The sequence below is a fragment of the Jatrophihabitans sp. genome, from assembly GCA_036399055.1.
Taxonomy (GTDB): Bacteria; Actinomycetota; Actinomycetes; order Mycobacteriales; family Jatrophihabitantaceae; genus Jatrophihabitans_A.
The window spans coordinates 43,317-65,639 of the sequence record DASWNX010000018.1 but is presented as its reverse complement, the minus strand read 5'-3'; the positions used below and the strand labels follow the sequence as shown (position 1 = coordinate 65,639).

Here is a 22,323-nt window from a genome sequence, read left to right as displayed (position 1 = left end):
CTGGCCGGCACCCGTTGAAGAGATCGGCACGTCGGCCGACAGGATGCTAGCAGCGTTTTTGCTTGCAGGCCTGGCAAATCCGGATCGGACCGGCGACCACCGGACGCTTTGGCCAGGCGCAGCCGGCTGGGCCGGCGTGCGACGCAGATGTGGCTGGGGTGAAGCCGTCGCCCCTCGACCTGATGGATTTCTCCACACCTGACTTATTGTCGGGCTCGGGTATTGGCACGTTCTAGACCGCTATCGCAGACTGCCACTGCCCTGCGAAATCTCACGAAGGCCCCCGAAGGCGACACACCGTGGTTCGCAGGTCGGTAACGCACTCGACGAACCACACTGAGAGGTCATTCACGTGGATAGCGCTGTTCTGCCTGCTCCTGCCGGATCGCGCCCGGAGTGGGGCGCCGACGCGCTCGACCTGGACGCCTACTTCGCCCGCACCGGCTACAGCGGACCTCGGGACACCACGTTCGAGACGCTGCGTGGCATCCACCGAGCGCATGCCACGTCGATCAGCTGGGAGATCCTGGACATGACGGCCGGCCGGCACGTCGCCCTGGATCTGCCCACGACGCAGCAGAAGATCGTGCGGGACGGCCGCGGCGGATGCTGCCTGGAGACCAACCTGTTGTTCGCCGCCGCGCTGGACCGACTCGGTTTTCCGCTCGTGCGCCACATCGCCCGGGTCCGCCGTGGCAGCGACCAGATCCGCACCCGGTCGCATGCGGTGCTGCTGGTCGAGGCGGACGGCGAGCTGTGGATGGCTGACCCCGGCTTCGGCGACGAGAGCCCGCTGGAGCCGATCCGGTTCGCCGACGGGGCAACCCTGACCGTGGCTGACTGGACGTGGCGACTGGACCAGGAAGGCGAGGACTGGGTTCTGCGCAGCCTGCACGCCGACGGCTGGTTCGACGTCTACTCGTTCCGACTCGAAGCGCACTTCCCCATCGACTTCGACATGATCAACCACTTCTCCTACGCCGACCCCAAGTCGATCTTCGTCGGCAAGCTGGTGGTGCAGCGAGGCGATGAGAAGGTGCGGCAGGTGCTCAAGGAGAACGTCCTGATGACGACGTATCCCGACGGCACCTCCGAGCGCCGGGAGCTGACAGGCGAGGAGATCGTGCAGGAGATGCGCGACACCTTCGGGATCAAGCTCGACGCCGGTGACCAGCAGTTCCTGCGTGAGCACTACGCGGTCGCGCCGGGCACCGCGTGAGCCTGCCGGGGCGGCCCCGCCCCGGCAACCTGATCTGGACCGCGCCCGACCGGCTGTCGGCCCGTGCTCGGCAACGTATCTCAGCAGAGAGAGACACCTATGCTCAGCTTTCCCGCCAGCAAGCAGGGCTTGTACCTGGGCGCCGTCGCTGAGAACGCCGCGGCCAAGCATGGCAGCACCCCGCTGACGCTGGATCACGACCTCGACATCCTGCCCGACGCCGGCCGGGAGCTCACCGTCTCCGAGCTCGCTCGGCACGTCGAGGACTTCGGGTCCCGGCTGTGGGCGGCTGGCGTCCGCACCGGCGACCAGGTCGCGATCCACAAGGCGAGCAACTTCGACATCTACATCCTGGCCAGCGCGGTGGCGCGGCTGGGGGCGGTGCCGGTCATGCTGTCCCCCGCCCTCGACGGCGACAGCGTCGCTGCCCTGCTGGGCCGGCTTGACAGGCCTTACCTCATCACCGACGAGGCAAAGCTCGACGGCTCGCTCGCTGACGAGCCGCTGACCGAGCTCAGTTCGGCGATCATGCTGGCCAGCGGATCCCGCGACGGCGCCGTCAGCCTGGCCGAGCTGGCCGGTTCACCCCGGCGGCGGCCGATCTACCCGCACCCGGACGAGCCGGCGCTGATGACTCACACGTCGGGCACCACCGGACTGCCCAAGCTGGTGGTGCACTCGGCCAGAACCCTGCGGGGCCGGTTCCGTCCCCAACGCCGGCTGATGTCCCTTATCCGTAAACGAGAAACCGTCGCGGTGCATGTGTCCTACGTGCACTCCCGGATGTATCTGGCCATGGCGGTGCTGCTGCCCCGCGCGATGCCGCTGGTCATCATGAACGACGGCGAGCCGGACAAGGTCGCCGAGCTCTTCGCCCGCACCCGCCCGGGATTCCTGGAGACCCATCCCAACTCCTTCATGGAGTGGGAGCCGTTGGTCGAGGACCCGCGCCGGCCGCTGGCCAACGTCAAGTACTTCAGCACCACTTTCGACGCCATCCACCCCGGGACCATGGACCGTCTGCTGCAGGCCTCCCAACGACGCATGCCGTTTTTCTTCCAGATCTACGGGCAGAGCGAGTGCGGGCCGCTGGTCGGTCGCGGTTACACCAGGCGCAACGCGCACAAGGCCAACGGCCGCTGCCTCGGTTACGCGATGCCCGGCATCAGCAAGTTCCGGATCGTCTCGCGCGACGGCAAGCCGCCGTCGAAAGAGAACCCTGGCTACGTCGAGGTCTTCACGGTCGGACGGGCTGTGACCTATTACGGCGAGCAGGAGCGGTTCGACAGGCAGACCGACGGCCGCTGGTGGCGCGGCATGGATGTCGGTTACCGGGGCAGGCTGGGTTGCCTTCACCTGCTCGACCGGGAAGTCGACCAGATTCCCAACGTGCACAGCACCCTGGCCGTGGAGGACGCGGTGCTGTCCAGGCTCGCCGAGGTCACCGAGCTGGTCCTGGTAGCCGGCCCGAATCAGGAGCCGCTTCCGGTGGTGTGCACCCGGCAGGACCTGCCGTTGGATCCGGACCGGTGGCAGCTGGCCGTCGCCGACTTCCCGCAGCTGGCGCCGCCGATCCAGATGTCGCTCAGCGAGCTGCCGAGAACCGCCACGATGAAGGTGCAGCGAAGCGAGCTTGCCCGCCAGCTCCACGCGCGACTGAGGCAGAATGCGTGATCGGCTCAACCCCCTCACTCGCAGACTGCGACGTCCTGGTCGTCGGCAGCGGTCCGACCGGCCTGATGGCAGCCGCTGAGCTGCTGCGACGCGGTGTCCGGGTTCGCGTCATCGACCGGGCTGCCGAGCCCTTGAGCGTGCCCAAGGCTCTCTCGCTCTGGCCGCGGGCATTGGACATCCTGACCGATCTCGGCGTGGGCGAGGGCATCCGGCAGGCCTCGGTTCAGGTCAACGCCTTCAGCTACCACTCCGACCGGAAGGCTTTGGCCACCTTCGGATTCGCCCCCGAGCTGGCCTCGCGGATACTGCCCCAGCCCGAGACCGAACGGCTGCTCACCGAGCGGTTGCACTCCCTCGGCGGCAAGACCGAACGGGGGGTGCGGCTGCTGTGCATCGACGACGTCGACTTCTCCGGTCAGATCGACCGCACCGACGGCGTCACGGTGCTGCTCGAGCACGCCGACGGCGGAGTGCAGCGAGTCCGGGTGCCCTTCGTGATCGGCGCTGACGGCGCCGGCAGCACGGTCCGCGGCCAGATCGGCTCCGGCTTCGCGGGAAGCACCTACGAGCGCGCCTTCGCCCTCGTCGACGCGCGGATCGAGGGGTACCTGCCGCCGGACGAGATCCACTATTACCAGGCTGCCAGCGGAACGCTGGTCATCGTGCCGGCGCCCGGCGGCGTGTTCCGCTTTCTGACCATCGTGCCGCCGAGCGTGAGCGAGGTCAGCGTCGAGATGATGCAGTCGGTGATCGATGACCGGGGACCGCGGGGGGTCCGGATAGCCGAGCCGGTCTGGCAGACCATCTTCCGGGTGCATGCCCGCCACGCCACTGATTTCCAGCGAGGTCGGGTGTTTCTCATGGGAGACGCCGCGCACGTGCACAGCCCCGCCGGTGGTCAGGGCATGAACAACGGCCTGCAGGACGCGCACAACCTCGCCTGGAAGCTCGCTGCCGTGATTCGCGGCGAGTCACCCAGCTCGCTGCTGCTGAGCTACGGGCCGGAGCGGTCCGAGGCGACCCGGCGGATCGTGCGTGACACCGACGTGCAGACCAGAGCCTGGATGGTGAGCGGTCGGGCGAAGTTGCTGGCCCGCGACGCGGCCTTCCGGCTGCTCGACGCGACCGGCGCGGTGTCGCGCTGGTACGCGCCGGTCATGGCCGGCCGCCGGCTGGCCTACCCTCCGACCCGCCAGACCCAACAGCCCTCCCGCCTGAGCGGGTGCGCCCTGCGAAGCCGGCTTCCCAGTGGCGTGCGGGTCGGCACGGTGTTCCCGCGCCGGCTGGCGCTGGAGCACGGCATCTGCGGTCCCGACGCCGACCCGCTGGCGTGGACCCTCCTCGTGCTGCCGCCGGCCGCGGACGCCGGCTGGCCGAACGACCCCTCCTGGCTCACGGCGCGGCGCCCGCGGTTGCGGGTGGTCCGGCTGCAGGCGCAGCCGGCGGAGCTGGAGTGCCAGCGGCCCGGGTACTACCTGGTGCGCCCCGACGGTCATATCGCCGCCCACGGGCACGAGCGCGACCTCGACCGGCTTCGCGCCGAACTCGACCTCGCGCTCATGCCCGCCGTCCCGGTAGCCGGCTGAGGAGAAACGAATGAGAGACCGCTGCACCGTCGCGATCGCCTACCACTCCCGTTCCGGGCACACCGCGGTCCTGGCCGAGGCAGTGCGCGCCGGTGTGGAGGAGACCGGCGCCCGGGCCGTGGTGGTCCGGGTGGACCTGATCGACGACGCGCAGTGGGCCGAGCTCGACGCCGCCGACGCCATCGTCTTCGGAGCGCCGACGTTCATGGGAACGGCCTCTGCCGCATTCCACGTCTTCGCCGAGTCGACGGCCGGTCGCTGGGCCGCTCGGGCGTGGCGCGACAAGCTCGCTGCCGGCTTCACCATCGCCGGGGCCATGAGCGGTGACAAGCTGCACACCCTGCAGTACTTCACGATTCTGGCCGCCCAGCACGGCATGCATTGGGTGAACCTCGACCTGCTGCCCGGCTGGAGCTCCACCCGGGGCTCGATCCAGGACTTGAACCGGCTCGGCATCACCCTCGGCGCCGGCGCCCAGGTCAACACCGATGAGGGTCCGGAAGCGGTGTCCCAGGCTGACGCCGACACCGCGCTGCACCTCGGCAAGCGCGTCGCCGAGGTGGCCGGCGCCTTCGCCGACACCCGGGCTCGGCAGCCCAGCGAAACCGTCGCACGTCCGCTCCGGCACAGCGCCCACAGCACCGCAGGGTTGTTCGGACAGAAGAGGGACGTCACCACCAGGCCGTCCTCGCTCTTTAAGGAATCGTGAGCGCACTCATGACACTTGACAGCCACGTCTACCCCGGGCTCGAGCAGAGCATCCAGCAGCTCACCGCGCTCGTGGTCATCAAGAACGACCTGGTGCGCCACGGCATCGCCAGCATGCTCGGCGCCGTGGCCACCGTCGGCGACGTCTGCACGTGCGCCAGCGAGGAGGAGGCCATCGCCAAGCTCGCCACCCACCGTCCGGATGTCGTCCTGTGCCACGGCACCGGACCGGCCGCGCTACCCCTCATGCAGGCCGTGCTCACGCACAGCGCCCAGATGGTGCTGCTGCTTGAAGACCTGGACCTGGCCGCCATCGACGAGACGATCATGCTCAACGCGCACGGTTTTCTCATGCAGGACGACGCCACGGTCGAGGTCCTGCAGGCCGCGATGGACCGGCTCGCGGTCGGAGGCATGCTGCTGCCCAGCGAGCTGGCCCGCGCGCTGATGACCCGGGTGGCCGGCGCGTCACGCATCGCACCACCCATCTGCCTGACCTCACGGGAGCGCGAGGTGCTCGGCCTGCTGGCCCAGGGCCTGAGCAACAAGCAGATCGCCCGGCGGATGGACATCTCCGAGCACGGGGTCAAGCGGCACGTGACGAACCTGCTCGCCAAGCTCAACGCGCCCAACCGCACGCTCGCCGTAGCCGTCGCGATTCAGGATGGGCTGATCCCGCAAGGGGACTGAGCCGGCGTTCACCGGCGCGGTGGGGTCAGAAGTTGACAGACATCTGCCGCTGACCGGTGGCAACCCATCCGATGCTGCCAGAATCGAGCTTTGTGCGCGCTGCCTACATCACCTCCTTCGGACCCGCGGAGTCCATCCGGCACGGAGAGCTGCCCGCGCCTGCACCCGGTCCCACCGACGTGCTCGTCGATGTGCACTACAGCACCGTCAATCCAGTGGACACGTTCGTGCGTTCAGGGCTCTTCCCCAGCCCGCCGATCTTTCCACTGGTCATAAGCCGCGACCTGGTCGGCGTCGTCGCCGCGGTCGGCGACTCGTCGACCGGCTTCGCCGTCGGCGACTGGGTCTGGTGCAACAGCCTCGGCTACGGGGGCCGGCAAGGCGCCGCGGCCGAACAGGCCGTCGTGAGCGCCGAACGGCTCTATCACCTGCCCGAAGGAGTCCCCGCCGCCGAGGCGGTCGCCGTCATCCATCCGGGCGCCACCGCTTACCTCGCGCTCAACACCCACGGCCGGCTCCGGGCCGGTGAGACGGTTCTGGTGGCCGGAGCGGCCGGCAACGTCGGCGCCGCGCTGGTGGTGCAGGCGGTCCAGGCCGGGGCAACGGTCATAGCCACCGCTCGGGACTGCGACGCCGACTACTGCCGGTCCCTCGGCGCCTCGGAAGTGCTCGACTACCGCCAGCCGGATCTGGCCGGCCAGCTGCGTCGGCTGAGCCCACCTGGCGTGGACGTGTTCGTCGACACCTCGGGCGTCAACGACCTGGCCACCGCCGTGGACGCCCTTGCGCACCGGGGCCGGATCGTGCTGCTGGCCGGCGCCCGCAGCCGTCCCGTCCTTCCGGCTGGAACGCTGTACATGAAGGACGGGTCCATCCGCGGTTTCGCGATCTCCCATGCCACGTCGGCGGAGTTGGCCGAGGCCGCGCGTCGGCTCAATCAGCTGATGGCGACCGGCCTGCTACGGGCACGGGCGATCGAGCAGGCGCCGTTGGCCGACGCCGCGCAGGCGCATCGGAGCGTGGAGGACGGCCGGCTGCACGGCCGGCGGACCGTGCTGCGCATCCTCACCTGAGTGACTCGACCGCCGATCGCGGCTCGGTCAGTCAGGAAACGCAACTGGCGCGCTCGGCACGCCGGGACAGCGCGGCGATGGCGTGCGCTGAGGAGGCCAGTGTCACGTGCCGGTGCCAGCCGTCGAAGGAACGCCCGCGGAAGTCGCGGATGCCGACCTGATCGCCGATCTCGGTGGTGTCGCGTTCTACCCGGTCCAGCAGCCGGCTCAGCCGGAACAGCGTGCTGAGCGGCGCGTCGACCACGTCGGTCAGCCAGTACTCGGTGGGCCAACGGCGGCCGGGCACGCCGGCGCCGATGAGGATCATCTCGCCACGGCCGGCGCCGCGCTCGCCGTGCCTGGGACGGGGGTAACGCGCGGGTATCCGGACGCGCACGGCGCTCACCACACTGGTTCGCTTGACCGTTTCGGAGTGCTCGTCGGTCCAGGCCACCAGACGTCGCAGATCCCTGGAACCGGCCAGGATCTGGCTGGCAGTCAACGGCTGAGCGATCAGGCCGACCAGCGAGGGCTCGGCGACGCTCAGCGGCATATTGCCGCTGATCCGCGCCAGCATCGGCACCCGCACGGCCTCAAGCCTGCGGATGATCTTCACCGCGTCCGCGTCGCAGCCGTCGAAGACGACCGGACGGACCGGCAGGTTCCAGTTCTGCGCCACGTCCAGGATGGCCGCGATCGTGCAGTCGACCAGGGACTCGGCGGGGACATGATCGGGGATCGCAGCCCTGTTGCGGCGGGAGGCGTCGCGCAGCCAGGCCTGCGACAGGTGCAGCCGCCACGATATCGGGCTGCTCAGCTGGTCTGAGGCCGACCAGACGCCGATGGCCTGCTGAACGTTGAGCGTCTGCCCGAGCGCGGGCACGAAGCGCCGGTCCACCCCCACCGTGTGGCTGCCGGTGATCGGAATGACCATCGGGCACGCGACCCACGCCTGCGGCGAGGCCGTGCGCAGCAGGTACTCCGCCAGCGCGCGCCGGACGGTCCGCCAATCCCACGTCGAGCTGTTGATGAAATGGTGCAGGCTCTGCTCGTTGGCCTGAGCGTTGGCAGCGGTCGCGATATTTCGAATCGACTTGCGACCCTCTACTTCGAGCAGACCCTGCAGATATTGCATCCCATTACGGCGCTGGTCGCTGCGAGAAAGGGAAGCAAATAACAAACCCGACATCTCGGAAAGAATGTCGCGAGATTCGGTGGCGTGCATCGACTTGTGCACCGATCGTGCATTACTTGCAGACACCACGGCAGCGTGCACGCCATCACAGCCTTAGCTCGGAGGGGACGAGGCAATGTCTAGAGAAGGAGGATCCGGATAGTTCTGGGATTTTAAAGCAGCCTACGCCTTTTTGGCATAGGAGTCACACATTTTGAGTAAGGGAGCACGTCATTAACAGTGCGCCCATGCTGACCACACATCAGCAATATCAAATCGGTGGTGACTACCCACCTAAAGCATTAGGCAAGCCTTCTGTCAACCAGTGCTCGACAGCGTCAGCAGCACAACGGTGCAGTCTCGCAAGCAAAAATTCTATTCAACAGCAGGGAGCTGCCTCATCAAAGGAAACCTCGCGCAGCCGCAAGAATCCGCGCGCTCGGCGGCACAGACGAAAACCGGTTGGCCGCTGGTGAGCGGCCAACCGGTGAGCACTACGCGACGGCGACGGCGGCGCCAAGCCGCCGTGACCGGCGCCGAGGCCAAGCAGCCACCCCGGCGCCGAGCGGATCAGCCGTTCTTGCCGTTCTGCAGCTCGCTGACGAAACCGGTCCGCCAGGAGGTGTACTTCGGCTGCCAATCAAGGCTGCGCTTGGCGTTGGAGTTGTCCGCGCCACGCAACTTGGTCATGAACGCCACGCCCCAGTCGCCCACGGCGAGCTTGGCCATCATGGCGGGCGCGCCCTTGGGCTTGCGCGCGCCGAGGATGTCAGCCAGCACCGGCAGCCAGACGCTCATCTGCGCCGGCTCGTCGTCGACGATGTTCAGGCTGCCAGTTCCATGGCTCTGCACCGCCGCCAGAATGGCAGTCGCCGCGTCGTATGAATGGGTGAAGGAGAAGGTGGAGGTGCCACCGCCGACCAGCGGAACCTTGCCGGCCCTCACCTGGTTGACGAAGGAGCCGTCGCTGGCGTAGATCGAACCCGGACCGTACAGGTGGCCGAACCGCAGCACCAAGCCGTTGGCTTGGGCGGTGAGCCGCTCGAGTTCTTGCAGAGCTTCGAGCACCGGGGCGAACTGCTTCGGGGGGGCCTGCCACAGCGGAGCGCCCTCGGCGGCCGGCGTGCTGGAACTGGGGTCATAGGCGTAGGCCAGGCCCTCGGTGACGACTCGGCCCACCCCGGCCTCCGAGGCCGCCTCGATCAGGTTACGAGTGCCCTCGGTACGCAGCCGATTGGTGGCCTCGAAGTCAGCGGCCAGCTTCTTGGGGTTGATCTCGGCCGGGATGGCGGTGGCGATATGGACTATGGCGTCGGGCGCTTGCTCGCGCACCACCCGGGTGATGGCGCCGCGGTCCAGGATGTCGGCGACCACAGCAGTCACGCCGACCTGATCCGGCGCCTGGCTACGACCCCGCGACACCGCGACGACCTCATGGCCGGCCGATATGAGCACCGGGACCAACTGCCTGCCGATGACTCCGGTCGCGCCCGCTACAAGAACTCGCATGATCCCCTCCGGGATTACCGCCCCGGAGCTGACCGGGGACCTGGATTATGGCGACTCACCTTTGGCGTTCAAAGCCCCAGGCCGTGACACGTCTGCCTGTCATTGTGAGAGCCCATATAGTGCTAATACCGGAGCGAGTGTAACGCATTCCGTAATTGCGACCCACTCCCGGTCCTCTGCTCAGGACCGGCTGGACACACCCAGCCGCATGGCGCCGTCCAGCCGGATGACCTCGCCGTTGAGCATCGAGTTCTCCACGATGTGAGCCACCAGCGAGGCGTACTCGTCGGCTTGGCCCAATCGCCTGGGGTGCGGCGTCTGGCGCACCAGCGCGTCGCGCGCCTCATCGGGCAGCTCACCCAGCATCGGGGTCTCGAACAAACCCGGCGCCACCGTCATGACGCGGATCGCGTGCCGGGCCAGGTCGCGAGCCAGCGGCAGGGTCATGCCGACGATGCCGGCCTTGGACGCCGCATACGCCGCCTGGCCCCGTTGACCGTCGTAGGCGGCGATGGAGGACGTGCAGACGATGACACCCCGATCGCCGAGCTGGGGGGTGTTGGCCGACATGGCCTGAGCCGCCAGCCGGACCACGTTGAACGTGCCCATCAGGTTCATGCGCACGATGTGGTCGAACTCCTCGAGCGCGAAGGGTTGCTCGCGGCCGAGCACGCTTCCGGTCCTGGCGACTCCGGCGCAGGTGACCGCGATGCCCAGCCGGCCCAGCCGCTGAGCGGCCTCGACAGCGGCCTGCACGTCCGCCGACTCGCTCACATCGCCGGCCACGAAACAGACGTCGCGGCCCAGCTCGGCCTGAGCCTTCTCGGCCCGCTCGGCCGAGCGGCCCATCAGCACCACCTGCCCCCCGGCGTCAAGCAGCCGCCGGGCCACTGCCAGCCCGAGACCGGAGGTGCCACCGGCGATGAGTGCGACGTTGCCCACGATGTCCATGCTGTCCGCTACCTTTCCTGCCCGCTCATCGGCTGCTCTTGCCCGCTCACGGGCGGTCTGGGCAAGGACACCGGCCGTCCGCGGCAGGCGGCGTCGTCGGAGACCGGCCGGGACGCCGCACCTGTGAAGCCAGGCGTCCGGCGCGCGAGGAACGCCGCGATGCCTTCGGCGGCGTCGGGGGTCCTGGCGACCCTGCTGAGGGTCAGCGACTCGTCCTCCAGCTGCTCGGCGAGCGAGCGCCGCGAGGACTCGGCCAGCAGCCGGTTGGTCTCACCGTATGCCTGGGTCGGGCCTTGAGCCAGTTGCTCGGCGATCGCCCGGGCCCGGCTCAGAGCCGAGCCGGGCGGCCCGGACTCGGTGCACAGCCCCCAGTCCACCGCCTCCTCGGCCGGCAGCACGTAACCGGCCAGGGTCATCCGCTGCGCGCGGCGCAGGCCCAGCAACCGAGGCAGCCGGTAACTCGTCGCCGCGTCAGGGGAAAGTCCGATTGCCGCGTAGGCCGAGCGGAACGTGCTGCCCGACTCGGTCACCGTCACATCGCCCAGGCAGGCCAGCCCCAGGCCGGCGCCCGCCACGTGGCCCTGGGCCGCCACGACCAGCGGCGCCGGCATCGCCGCCAGCCGCGCCATCGCCGCATGCAGGTAGCCGGTGACGGCGCCGAGGTGCTCCGGCAGGTCCGGCTGCCCCAGAAAGCTCTTGAGGTCCCCGCCCACGCAGAAATGGTCGCCGGCGCCTGAGATCAGCACACAACGGCTGGCGGCGGTGCGCTCCAGCAGCGTGGCGGCCAAGATCTCCCGGGCCAGCTCGAGGTCGATGGCGTTGCGCCGGTGCGGCCGGTTGAGCATGAGGTGGGTGAGCCCAGCTTGATACCTCACGCTCAGCCGACTGAACACCACGCTGTCGCTGTCGCTGTCGCGCTCGCCGTGACCGGCCGCGGTGTCGGCTGCTGTCAGCGCGGCCGCGGTGGCGGCGTCGGCTGCGGTCATGCGCGGCTCCTCCCGAAGCGGTTGGTGGCTGCTGTCGTCCGGGACAGCGGGCTCACCAGGGCCGGACGTAATCCTCGGCCTCAGGCCACCGGATGATCGTGCCGCCGTGGCTCATGCCGGCGCCGAAGGCGACCAGGGCCACCACGTCACCGGGCTTCACCCGACCCTCGTCCAGGGCCTCACGCAGCGCCAGGGGGACTCCCGAGCCCGAGGTGTTGCCCAGTCGCTGCACCGTCGTGTGCGTCTTCTCCGCCGGCAACCCGATCCGCTCCATGAGCGTGTGAATCAGGTGGTAGTTGGCCTGGTGGAAGATCACCAGGTCGATCTGGTCCATCACCAGCCCGCTGTTCTTCACCAGCTCCTCGACGAAGTCGGGGATGCGGTCGAGCGCGTAGTCCCGAACCGAGCGGCCGTGCATGTAGCAGAAGTTGTCGCCGAAGTGCGTCTGCTTCGGGTTGCCGTCCGGCCAGCTGCGCTTTTCCCTTTTGACAAAGGCAGTCTCGTACGTGGTGGGGTCACTGCGCATGAGGGCCGAGGACAGCCCCACCCCGGGCCGGGTGGGCTCGAGCAGGTAGCAGGCCGCCGCGTCACCGAAGATGACCCCGACCGTGCGGTCCTCGGGGTCAAAGAGCTTGGTGGTCACGTCGGAGAGCACCACGGCCACCCGCCGGTACTGTCCGGAGGCGACGAACTTGGCCCCGACGTCCAGCGCGAAGACGCCGCCGGGGCAGCCACCGCTGTTGACGTCGAAGCCGGGCACGTCGCGCATGCCCACCTTGCGCATGATGGCGACCGCCGCGGCCGGAATCATGTGGTCGGGCGTGTACGTCCCGCAGATCACCAGGTCGATCGAGTCAAGGTCCACGCCGGCTCGCTGGCAGGCGTCGACCAGCGCCGCGGCGCCGAGGTCTGAGGTCCCCTCTTCAGGCGCGGACCAGTGCCGGGTCTGAATGCCGATGTTCTCGTTGATCCAGGCGTCGGTCGTCTGCAGTCGGTTCTCGAGGTCGGCATTGGTCACTACGAGCTCGGGAATCCGGCCTCCGATGGCGGTGATCCCGACTCCGTAGCTCATGCCCTGTGTCATGTCTTGCATGGTGAAGAGCTCCTCGTAGCAGTCGTAAACGGTGGCTCTCGGCCTGGAATCGGCGACTAAGCCGAGATCGCGGGACTCCGAACACGAGCGAGCCTGTCCTCGTATGGCTGGCGGTCCCGGCTCGCCGGAAGGCGATCGAGACGGTGCGGCCGCGACGGGCGAGTTGTCACCCGATTGCCCCTGCTGGGACAAATCCGGCCAGCCGGACCGGACGACAACCATGGTCGGCGCGGATGACTGCTACCTGAAGGGCAATCAGAGTGCTCTATCTCCACCACCCGACGGGGTGGCCGAATAATGCGCCACCAGGCGCCCCTATTGGGTACCCCACCCGATGCGCCGAAAGAACTTGCGATATTTGGGGGTGAATTGTTGTATCCCTCAACCGCTCGTGTTTATGGTCAGGGCTCATTGACGCGCTCTCCGAGCACGTGATTTTCACTTTCCTAACGACAACGCGAGGAACCACCCTGTCTCGTGTTCGGCTGCCCTCCGCCTCGGATCGGCAGCCGACCGTTGGTCCCTAGCTATTTGGAGGCTAAGTGGACAGCGCCCTGTTCGACGCGGGGTCAGCACCCGCGGCGCAGCAACCCCAGTGGGAGGACCTCCCGCAGGTGTTGCGGGTCCGCGAGCAGCTGTCGGGCAAGCAGCCGCTGGTGCGTGCCGAGGACGTGGCTGCCCTGCGTGCGCTCCTGGCTCGGGTCGCTGACGGGCGCGCCCACGTCGTGCAGAGCGGCGACTGCGCCGAGGACCCCGAGGAGTGCGACCGGACCAGCGTGCTGCGCAAGGCGGCCCTGCTCGACCTGCTCGCCGCCACGATGACCCTCACCACCCATCGCCCGGTCCTGCGGGTCGGCCGGATAGGCGGGCAGTTCTGCAAGCCGCGCTCGATGAACACCGAAGAGGTCGGCGGCCTGGTGTTGCCGCCCTACCGAGGCCACCTGGTCAACCGGCCGATGCCCACTCTCGAGGCCCGACGGCCCGATCCTCAGCACATGCTGTCCGGGCACTCCGCCGCCAGCCAGGTCATGGATCACCTGGGTTGGCGCGACGCGGCGGCGCCCCCGGTGTCCCAAGGCCCGATCTGGACCAGCCACGAGGCCCTGCTGCTCGACTACGAGGTTCCGATGCTGCGGCCTGCCGAGGACGGCAAGCTGCTGCTGACCTCGACGCACTGGCCCTGGATCGGCGACCGCACCCGGCAGTTGGACGGCGCCCACGTCGCGCTGCTGGCAAGGCTGGTCAACCCGGTCGCCTGCAAGGTCGGACCACGCATGACGGCCGAGGACCTGCTGGCCCTGTGCCAGCGATTGGACCCGGACCGGGTTCCGGGCCGGCTGACCCTCATCGCCCGGATGGGCGCGAACTCCGTCAGCACCTTGCTGCCACCTCTGATCAGAGCTGTCCGAGCCGCCGGCCATCCGGTCATCTGGCTCAGTGACCCGATGCACGCCAACACGGTCAGGGCGCCATGCGGACTCAAGACCCGCTACCTGGAGTCGATCATTCGCGAGGTTCGCGACTTCCAGATCGCGGTTCGCGCCAGCGGCGGCACACCGGGTGGGCTGCATCTGGAGACCACTCCCAACAACGTCAGCGAGTGCGTGGCGAACGAGGCCGCGGTGCACGAAGTCCCCTACAACTACACCTCATTCTGCGATCCGCGGCTGACAGCGGAACAGGCTCTGCTGGTCGCCTCGGCATGGCAGTCCGAGTCCGAGCTCACCGCCTGTGTCGAAGCCGAGTTCGCGACCGGCGAGCCGGCCGACCCCGAGCTGCAGACGGCGGGATCCGGGCGCCGGATGGCCGGCCAGGCCCGGCTGGCTCCGGCGGCAACCCGGTTGGCGCCAGCACACCGGTAGCGGCGGCATATTAGGCAAGGCGGAGCGATGGAAAGCATGGACAACAAGACAGCGGTCGTGACCGGCGCAGCCAGCGGGATCGGTGAAGCCGTGGCGTGGGCACTCGGCCAGGCCGGTGTGACCGTCGCCGCGGTGGACCGGGACCGCGATCGGCTGGAGGCCGTCGTCGCCAAGATGTCGGCCGACGGCATCCGGGCCGAGGCGTTTCCCGCGGACGTGACCAGCTCCGCGCAGGTGCAGGCCGCGGTCGAGGAGATCGAGAACCGCCTGGGCCCGCTGGACTATCTCGTCAACGCCGCGGGCGTGCTTCGGATGGGACCGGCGCGCTCCCTCAGCGACACCGACTGGCATGACACCTTCGCGGTCAACGCCACCGGCGTCTTCCTGATGTGCCGGGCGGTGGTCAACCGGATGATCCCGCGACGGAGCGGGGCGATCGTCACCGTCGCGTCCAACGCCGCCAGTGTCGCGAGGATGGAGATGTCGGCCTACTGCGCTTCCAAGGCAGCGGCCACCATGTTCACCAAAAGCCTCGGCCTTGAGGTGGCCCAGTATGGAATCCGCTGCAATCTCGTGGCGCCGGGGTCTACCGACACCCCCATGCTGCAGTCGATGTGGCACGACGAGAACGGACCGAAGGCGACCCTGGAGGGCAACCTCGACGCTTACAAGGTGGGCATTCCGCTGCGCAAGCTGGCCCGCCCGTCCGACATCGCCGACGCGGTGGCGTTCCTGCTGTCCGACCGTGCCGGCCATATCACCATGCACGAACTCACAGTCGACGGCGGCGCCACTCTCGGCGTGTGACCGCCCCATTCAAGCCACGCGCGGCGAAAAGAGGACCTTATGGCCGGAATCCCGACCATCGCTAACTACTTCCAACCGACAGTCGACAAGTTGCCCACCAACATCGCCACGTGGGTGCCAGACCCCGACCGGTCGGTGTTGCTGCTGCATGACATGCAGCGCTTCTTCCTGCGCCCTCTTCCCGAGCAGCTGCGGGGTGAACTGGTGTCCAACGCGGCGCAGGTGCGCCAGCAGTGCGCTGCGCTGGGCGTGCCGGTCGGCTACACCGCGCAGCCTGGTGACATGTCCCCGGAGCAGCGCGGGCTGCTCAACGCCTTCTGGGGCAAGGGCATGCGGGCGTCCGAAACCGACCGCAAGGTCGTCGAACCGCTCGCTCCCGGAGAGGATGACTGGAGCTTCACCAAGTGGCGCTACAGCGCGTTCCACCGCTCCGACCTGCTGAGCACGATGCGCCAGCACGGCCGTGATCAGCTGATCCTCTGCGGGGTCTATGCCCATATCGGAGTGCTGATGACCGCCGTCGACGCCTACAGCCATGACATCGAGACCTTCCTGGTCGCCGACGCGGTGGCCGACTTCAGCGAGCGGCACCATCTGCTGGCGCTGGAGTACGCGGCCAGCACGTGCGCCGTGGTGCTGAGCTCGAAAGAGATTTTCGCATGAGTGTTGTCTCTGTGGGCAGCGAGGTGCTGGATCAGATCTTCTGCCCCGACCCCCCGCCGTTCGCCGTTCTCTTTCGTCCCGAGGCCACCGGCAGGAACACCCTCACCGTCCTGCTCGGTGATGTGAGCCTGCCCGGATCGCTAGCCGAGCTTCCCCGGCCGGCACATGACAGCCTGACCGGGCCCCGGCACGAGGTGCTCGCGGTCATCCCGTACCGCCAGATAGCCGAACGCGGATACAGCTGCGTCGACGACGGAGCGCCGCTGATCGCGATGACGGTCACCAGCCAGGCGACCGTGACCCGCGGGCAGCTGACCGATCGGATCGACGACGCCCCGATCAGCCTCACCGTCGCAGGATTCGACATCGACGACGCCACCTACGCCGAGACGGTGCGTCGGGTCCTGGTCAACGAGATCGGCGAGGGCGTGGGCGCCAACTTCGTCATCAAGCGGTCCTTCGTGGCCGACATCAGCGAGTACACGCCGCAGAGCGCGCTGGTTCTGTTCTCGCGGCTGCTGGCGCGGGAGTCCGGCGCCTACTGGACATTCATCGTCCATGCCGGCGGGCGCACCTTTGTCGGCGCGACGCCGGAGCGGCACGTGAGCATGCGCGGCGGGACCGCCATGATGAATCCGATCAGCGGCACGTACCGCTACCCGGCATCAGGGGCGACCCTGGACGGCGTCCTGAAGTTCCTCACCGACGCCAAGGAGACCGACGAGCTGTACATGGTCGTCGACGAGGAACTCAAGATGATGGCTCAGATCTGCTCCGGTGGCGGCCGGGTGGTCGGGCCCTACCTGCGGGAGATGGCGCAGCTGGCCCACACCGAGTATTTCATCGAGGGCCATAGCGTCCTCGACCCACGCGACGTCCTGCGCGAGACGATGTTCGCGCCCACGGTGACCGGTGGCCCGTTGGAGAGCGCATGCCGGGTCATCAGCCGCTACGAGCCCGAAGGCCGCGGCTACTACAGCGGCGCTATCGCCCTCATCGGCCGCGACGAGCAAGGAGAGGCCACGCTGGACTCGGCCATCCTCATACGCAGCGCGGAGATCGACTCGACCGGGCGGTTGCGAGTCGGGGTCGGCGCCACTCTGGTCCGGCACTCCCGGCCCGAGGACGAGGTGCTCGAGACCCGGGCCAAGGCTGCCAGCCTCATCACGGCGCTGCAGGCCAACACCGCCGCCCGCTTCGGCGCCGACCCCCGGGTCCAGACCGCGCTGGCAGAGCGGAACTCGCTCATCGCCAAGTTCTGGCGCACCAGCGAGACCGGGCGCGCGACGGCCGATCCTGAGCTCGCCGGCCGCCGGGTGCTGGTAGTCGACGCCGAGGACACGTTCACCTCGATGCTCGACAACCAGCTGTGCGCGATGGGCCTGGACGTCACGGTGCGCAGGTTCGATCAGCCCTATGACTTCGAGGGCTATGACCTGGTCGTGATGGGTCCGGGCCCCGGAGACCCCCGAGACCTCAACGATCCCAAGATCGCCCATATGCACGCTGCCATGCGCCGGCTGATCCAGGACCGGCGGCCGCTGCTGGCGGTGTGCCTGAGCCACCAGGTGCTGAGCATGCAGCTGGGTCTCAGCCTGGTCCGCCGAGCGGTTCCCAACCAGGGGCTGCAACTGAGCATCGACCTTTTCGGCACGCCGGAACGAGTCGGTTTCTACAACGCGTTCGCGGCCCTGAGCAGCGAGGACAAACTCGACCATCCCAGCCTCGGGCTGATCGAGATCAGCCGTGAGGTCGAGACAGGTGAGGTGCATGCCCTGCGCGGGCACGGCTTCGCCTCCGTGCAGTTCCACGCCGAGTCGGTGTTGACCCAGGACGGGCCGGGCATCATCGCCGGCCTGCTACGCGCCGCCCTGACCGACCGGGTGCTCTCACCGGGCTAACCTCACCCTGCTAGCCGCCGTGTGACACCGCTGGAAGAGGAGACGCCGTTGCCTACCGCCAACCGAATCGACGTTCACCACCACATCATCCCCCCCGGCTACGGCGATTGGCTGCGTGAGCAGGGCCTCGGCGCCGAGGGAGCGCCGCTGCCGTCCTGGTCGAAGGAGCAGGCGCTGGCGGTGATGGACCGGCACGGTATCGCCGCCGCGCTGCTCTCGCTGTCCGGGCCCGGGGTGCATCTCGGCGATGACGAGCAGGCCCGGGCCAAGGCCCGCGAGATCAACTCCTACACCGCTGAAGTGGTCGCCTCGGCGCCCGACCGCTTCGGCTTCTTCGCCACGGTGACGCTTCCCGACGTCGAGGGCGCGGTCGCCGAGGCCGGCTATGCCCTCGACGAGCTGCAGGCCGACGGCGTCATCCTGTTCGCCAACAGCGGCGGCCTCTACCTCGGCGACCCCGCCTTCGAGCCGCTGCTGGCCGCGCTGGAGGCGCGCTCGGCGACGGTGCTGGTCCACCCGGGCGAGCTTCCCGGCGGGGGTGTCGCCGGCCTGCCGCCGGTCGCCGTGGACTACCCGTTCGACACCACCCGGGCCGCGGTCAACCTGGCGATGACCGGGGCGCTGAGCCGGTACCCGAGCATCAAGTTCATCCTGCCGCACGGTGGCGGTTTCCTTCCGTACCAGGCCTACCGCGTCGCGCCCGTGATCGCGCAGGGCGGCGATCCGGGCGCCGCTCTGCAGACCCTGCGCCAGTTCTACTTCGACACCGGCCTGTGCGGCTCCCCGGCCGCGCTGCCGAGCCTGCTCGCCTTCGCCGACCCGCAACGGCTGATGTACGGCAGCGACTGGCCTTACGCGCCGGAGTTCGCCATCGACTACTTCGACGGCCTCTTCGACGCCTATCCCATGGACGCCGAGTCCCGCGTCCGGATCGAACGCGCCAATGCCGAGGCGCTGTTCCCCCGGTTGGCAGGCGGCGGCCGCTGAGCGTGCCCGGCCGGGCGCGCCGAGCCGGTGGGCGGGCGCGGGCCTGCGATGGCAGCCGGGTCAGCCCCGCAGCGCGCCGTCGACGAGCGGGCCTGCCATACCGGTGTAGCGAGCGGGATCGCACAGCTGGGCCAGCTGCTGAGCCGTCAGCAGCCCTGAGATCTCCTCGTCGTCGGCCAGCACCTCGTCCAGGGCGCGCCCGGCGTCGCTGGCGGTCCGGGATGCCTCGTCCAGCCGGCGCCTGGCCTCGGCCTTGCCCAGCAGCGGAGTCAGCACGGCGACGATCCGCTCCGACACCACCTGGCCGCCGGTCAGGCCGAGGTTGGATCGCATTGTCTCCGGCAGCACCGTCAAGCCCTCGACTAGCTCGGCAGCCGTGTGCGCGGCGCCGCCGGTGAGCCGCAGGCACTCCCGCAGCGGTTGCCATTCCGCGTGCCAGGCCCCTGCCGAGCGCTCGTCCTCCGAAAGCAGGCAGTAGGTCAACCCGGCGGCCAGCGCCGGCACCTGGATGGCGACGCTGCGCACCAGGGTCGACAGCACCGGATTGCGCTTGTGCGGCATGGCCGAGGACGCGCCCCGGCCGGCGACCGTGGGCTCTGCCAGCTCGCCGACCTCGGTCCGGGACAGGGACTGGACATCGACAGCGATCTTGCCCAGGGCGCCCGCCGTCAAGGTCAGCGCGGCGGCCAGGTCCGCGATCGGCGTGCGCAGCGCGTGCCAGGGCAGCGGGGGCCGCGCCAAGCCGGTCTCCGCCGCGAACGCGGAGAGCAGCCGGTCCAAGTACTCAGCCGGCTCCGGCGGCGGATTCTCACTGTCCAGGCTGGCGTACTCCAGGTAGCCGGCCAGGGTGCCGGCCGCTCCGCCGAGCGCGAAGGGCAGGCCGCCTTCGACAAGCGCGGCCAGTCGCTGGTCGGCCGCCAGCAACAGCTGACGCCAGCCGGCGGCTTTGAGGCCGAACGTGGTGGGAACCGCGTGCAGGCCCAGCGTCCGGCCGGCCATGACCGTGTCGCGATGGCCTTGGGCCAACGCGGCAAGCGCGGCGATCGTCCGGGCCAGCTCTGCCCGGATCAGCCGCAGCGCGCGGACGGCGACCAGCATGGCGCCGGTGTCGAAGATGTCCTGGCTGGTGGAGCCGCGGTGCACGTACTCGGCTGCGGCAGGATCGTCCTGGGCCACCACGGCGGTGAACGCGCGTACCAGGGCCACCACCGGATTGGCGTTCTCACGGGCGGCCAGGGCTACCGCCCGAAGGTCGATCCGATCGGCTCGCGCGGCGGCCGTGATGGCCTGGGCCGCGGACTCCGGCACGACGCCAAGGCGTGCCTGAGCCCGAGCCAGCGCGGCTTCGGCGTCCAGCATCGCCTGCAACCACGCCTGATCGCAGACCAGCGCCTCGATCGGCGTGCCGGCCCGGGCCGGTGAGAGCAACCCCACGTCCATCAGGAACGCGGGTTGCCCGGTCATACCAGCACGCCGAGCAGATCCGTCTCCTCCGTCGGCGGTTGCAACCCCAAGGGCACCTCAGCCACCGGCGGCAGCGCCAGGATCGCACGCGCGATGGCGTCAGAGTCGGAGAGGATCACCGAGTCCACTCCCGGCCGGATGCCCGCGGCCGTCACCCAGTGGACCGACTCGGTCGGCACCCCGTATGCGAAGCGGCGCGGATGAGCGCGGCCCTGGCCGTCGATGAGGTGATACGGACGCTTCGTGACCGCCAATCCCCCGGTCTCATAGGCCATCCCTGATTGCCCGGGTATCCGGTAGATCGCCGCCTGCTCGGTTTCCAGCAGGTGCGCCAGCAGCGGATCGGCGGTGCGACGAAGGTCGGGCTCGGGCAACCGGGCTTCGATCAGCACCGTGGCACGGATCGGCGGACCGGGCACGACGGTCGAACGCGCCACGAATGCCGGGTTGTCGGTGTCGATCCGGACTTCGGTGCCGGGTCCGGTGATCTCCAGGACGCCTGCCTCGATGAGCGCGATCATCTCCTGGATGCGCGAGGACGGCGGACCGATGGACAGGAACGCGTTGAGCGGCGTGTACCAGCCTTCGAGATCGTCACGATGGGAACTGCCTTCCAGCCCCGCGTGATCCACCGCGAGGCGGATCTCGTTACGCAGGTCGCGCAGGACGTCCAGGGCCGACTTCAACGGGCTGCTGAGGTTGCCGGTCTCGGCCTCTTCGACGTCACGGGCCAGATAGCCCAGCAGCCAGGCGCGGAAGTCCTCCCGGTCGGTGAAGACCCGATCGCCGTAGGGCTTGGCCAACTCCTGCCAACTCCACCACTGCGAGCGGGGGATGCGGTACTCGGCGAGCAGGTGTGACCGATCCGCTGTCGGCGGCAGGCTCAGGTACCTCTCGGTCAGCTCGCTGGCCTCCTCGCCGCGCCCGTGCTTGGTGAGCAGGGTGGCGTAGTACACGCTCTCGACCTCGACGGCGATGAGGGGCCACAGGTCCCGGCCGAAGTTGACCGGCCGCTCGTCGGAGGCGCTGCGCAACTTCGCGATGTGGTCCGGGGTCAGCAGCCTCGGGGTGTGCCGGCCGTAGGCGCCCTTCTCGTTCTGGCCGCGCGAGTGGTAAGGGACACCTCGCCGCGAGAAGGCGAAAAGCTTCGGCTCCTGCCCCGAGGGGTGGTAGGTCAACCGGCCGGCCTCGCGCTGGAACGATCCGCCGCGGCCGACGGTGAACAGCGCCATGTGGTCGAAGAAATTCAAACCCAGCCCGCGCAGCAGGACGTTCTGTCCCGCCTGGACCACGCTGAGGTCCAGGTCGGCGGGGTTGGCCGGCGTCAGGTAGGTGAGGTAGTGGATCCGGGCCAGGCTCGCCGTGCGGGCCTCCCGCGGAGTGAGCTTGGCGGGCACGTGGCCCTGCGCCAGCACGATCGCGTCCAGGTCGTGCAGCCGGCTGCCGTCCTCGAGGCGGATCCCCTGCGGGCCGCCGGGGACGCCGTGGGTGTCGGCCATCGCGATGGCCCGCGAGCGGTGCACCTCAAACCTCAGATGCTCCGGGGCGTTGGCCAGGATCCGGTTGAAGCTGTCCCGAAGGTAGCGCCCGTAAAGTGCCCGGGTCGGGTAGTTGTCAGGACCCAGCAGCCGGGCCGCCTCCAGCGTCGCCTTGTCGTAGTCGGCTGACTCTTCCACGTCCGCCAGGCTCTGCGCCCAGTCGAACAGGCTGGGCCCGGGCTCGATCGGCCCGCTGATCGAGGCGCTGTCATCGGTGTAGACGGTGATCTGCGAAGCCACCGTGTTCATCAGCAAATGGCCGGACTGCTCAGGACGCCACACCGCGCCGGAGCCGGGAGCTGCCGGGTCGACGATATGCACGACGAGCTTGGCGCAGGACTTCACCGCCCGCTCATTGGCGCACAGGCGCTCCAGCACGGAGAGCCCGCGCGGGCCGCCACCGACGATGCAGACCTCGAACTGGTTGTCGGCGCTCATACGCTGACGTTCCTTTCAGCT

Annotated in this window: 18 protein-coding genes; 11 read left to right on the top strand and 7 right to left on the bottom strand. The window is 68.9% G+C overall.

Going from position 1 to position 22,323, the window contains the following annotated elements; translation table 11 throughout:
* Nucleotides 1-352: 352 nt before the first annotated feature.
* The 6 genes from VGB75_07030 (at nucleotide 353) to VGB75_07005 (ending at nucleotide 6,950) form a co-directional block, all read left to right on the top strand.
* Nucleotides 353-1,219 carry an arylamine N-acetyltransferase gene (locus VGB75_07030; GenBank protein HEY0166780.1) on the top strand — a complete coding sequence of 289 codons (867 nt, stop codon included), beginning with the start codon at nucleotides 353-355 and terminating at the stop codon, nucleotides 1,217-1,219.
* Nucleotides 1,220-1,318: 99 nt separating this feature from the next.
* Nucleotides 1,319-2,893, top strand: coding sequence for an AMP-binding protein (locus tag VGB75_07025; protein ID HEY0166779.1), 1,575 nt, complete (start codon nucleotides 1,319-1,321; stop codon nucleotides 2,891-2,893).
* Complete coding sequence (locus VGB75_07020) at nucleotides 2,890-4,479, top strand: FAD-dependent monooxygenase (GenBank protein ID HEY0166778.1); 1,590 nt, start codon at nucleotides 2,890-2,892, stop codon at nucleotides 4,477-4,479. Before VGB75_07025 ends, VGB75_07020 begins: the two co-directional genes overlap by 4 nt.
* A gap of 10 nt (nucleotides 4,480-4,489) precedes the next feature.
* Complete coding sequence (locus VGB75_07015) at nucleotides 4,490-5,188, top strand: flavodoxin family protein (GenBank protein HEY0166777.1); 699 nt, start codon at nucleotides 4,490-4,492, stop codon at nucleotides 5,186-5,188.
* 8 nt (nucleotides 5,189-5,196) lie between these two features.
* Nucleotides 5,197-5,877, top strand: coding sequence for a response regulator transcription factor (locus VGB75_07010; protein HEY0166776.1), 681 nt, complete (start codon nucleotides 5,197-5,199; stop codon nucleotides 5,875-5,877).
* Between the two features lie 92 nt (nucleotides 5,878-5,969).
* Nucleotides 5,970-6,950, top strand: a complete 981-nt coding sequence (locus VGB75_07005) for an NADPH:quinone reductase (protein HEY0166775.1) — start codon at nucleotides 5,970-5,972, stop codon at nucleotides 6,948-6,950.
* 31 nt (nucleotides 6,951-6,981) lie between these two features.
* On the opposite strand, the gene VGB75_07000 is transcribed toward VGB75_07005, so the two are convergent.
* From VGB75_07000 to VGB75_06980, 5 genes are all read right to left on the bottom strand, one after another.
* Entirely contained in the window at nucleotides 6,982-8,118 is a 1,137-nt protein-coding gene (locus tag VGB75_07000; protein HEY0166774.1) for a transposase, read from the bottom strand.
* 555 nt (nucleotides 8,119-8,673) lie between these two features.
* The gene (locus VGB75_06995; GenBank protein HEY0166773.1) at nucleotides 8,674-9,612 is read right to left on the bottom strand and encodes an NAD(P)-dependent oxidoreductase; all 939 of its coding nucleotides are present in this window, start codon (nucleotides 9,610-9,612) and stop codon (nucleotides 8,674-8,676) included.
* 180 nt (nucleotides 9,613-9,792) lie between these two features.
* A complete protein-coding gene (locus tag VGB75_06990) occupies nucleotides 9,793-10,563 on the bottom strand; it encodes an SDR family NAD(P)-dependent oxidoreductase (GenBank protein ID HEY0166772.1) in 771 nt (256 codons plus the stop codon).
* An 8-nt stretch (nucleotides 10,564-10,571) separates the two neighbouring features.
* Nucleotides 10,572-11,549, bottom strand: coding sequence for an enoyl-CoA hydratase-related protein (locus tag VGB75_06985; protein ID HEY0166771.1), 978 nt, complete (start codon nucleotides 11,547-11,549; stop codon nucleotides 10,572-10,574).
* 52 nt (nucleotides 11,550-11,601) lie between these two features.
* Nucleotides 11,602-12,642, bottom strand: a complete 1,041-nt coding sequence (locus VGB75_06980; protein HEY0166770.1) for a ketoacyl-ACP synthase III — start codon at nucleotides 12,640-12,642, stop codon at nucleotides 11,602-11,604.
* Between the two features lie 542 nt (nucleotides 12,643-13,184).
* Between VGB75_06980 and VGB75_06975 the strand changes: the two genes are divergently transcribed.
* From VGB75_06975 to VGB75_06955, 5 genes are read left to right on the top strand one after another with little or no spacing between them, the layout of a single operon-like run.
* Nucleotides 13,185-14,504, top strand: coding sequence for a 3-deoxy-7-phosphoheptulonate synthase (locus VGB75_06975; GenBank protein HEY0166769.1), 1,320 nt, complete (start codon nucleotides 13,185-13,187; stop codon nucleotides 14,502-14,504).
* A 27-nt stretch (nucleotides 14,505-14,531) separates the two neighbouring features.
* Nucleotides 14,532-15,311 carry a 2,3-dihydro-2,3-dihydroxybenzoate dehydrogenase gene (locus VGB75_06970; protein HEY0166768.1) on the top strand — a complete coding sequence of 260 codons (780 nt, stop codon included), beginning with the start codon at nucleotides 14,532-14,534 and terminating at the stop codon, nucleotides 15,309-15,311.
* Between the two features lie 39 nt (nucleotides 15,312-15,350).
* Nucleotides 15,351-15,974, top strand: coding sequence for an isochorismatase family protein (locus VGB75_06965; GenBank protein HEY0166767.1), 624 nt, complete (start codon nucleotides 15,351-15,353; stop codon nucleotides 15,972-15,974).
* Nucleotides 15,971-17,875: an anthranilate synthase family protein gene (locus tag VGB75_06960; GenBank protein HEY0166766.1), complete on the top strand. Its 1,905-nt coding sequence runs from the start codon at nucleotides 15,971-15,973 to the stop codon at nucleotides 17,873-17,875. The genes VGB75_06965 and VGB75_06960 overlap by 4 nt, the downstream gene beginning before the upstream one ends.
* Nucleotides 17,876-17,923: 48 nt before the next feature.
* A complete protein-coding gene (locus VGB75_06955; protein HEY0166765.1) occupies nucleotides 17,924-18,862 on the top strand; it encodes an amidohydrolase family protein in 939 nt (312 codons plus the stop codon).
* Nucleotides 18,863-18,922: 60 nt separating this feature from the next.
* On the opposite strand, the gene pcaB is transcribed toward VGB75_06955, so the two are convergent.
* A complete protein-coding gene (pcaB, locus tag VGB75_06950) occupies nucleotides 18,923-20,326 on the bottom strand; it encodes a 3-carboxy-cis,cis-muconate cycloisomerase (protein HEY0166764.1) in 1,404 nt (467 codons plus the stop codon).
* A complete protein-coding gene (locus tag VGB75_06945) occupies nucleotides 20,323-22,302 on the bottom strand; it encodes an FAD/NAD(P)-binding protein (GenBank protein ID HEY0166763.1) in 1,980 nt (659 codons plus the stop codon). The genes pcaB and VGB75_06945 overlap by 4 nt, the downstream gene beginning before the upstream one ends.
* Nucleotides 22,303-22,323 lie beyond the last annotated feature (21 nt).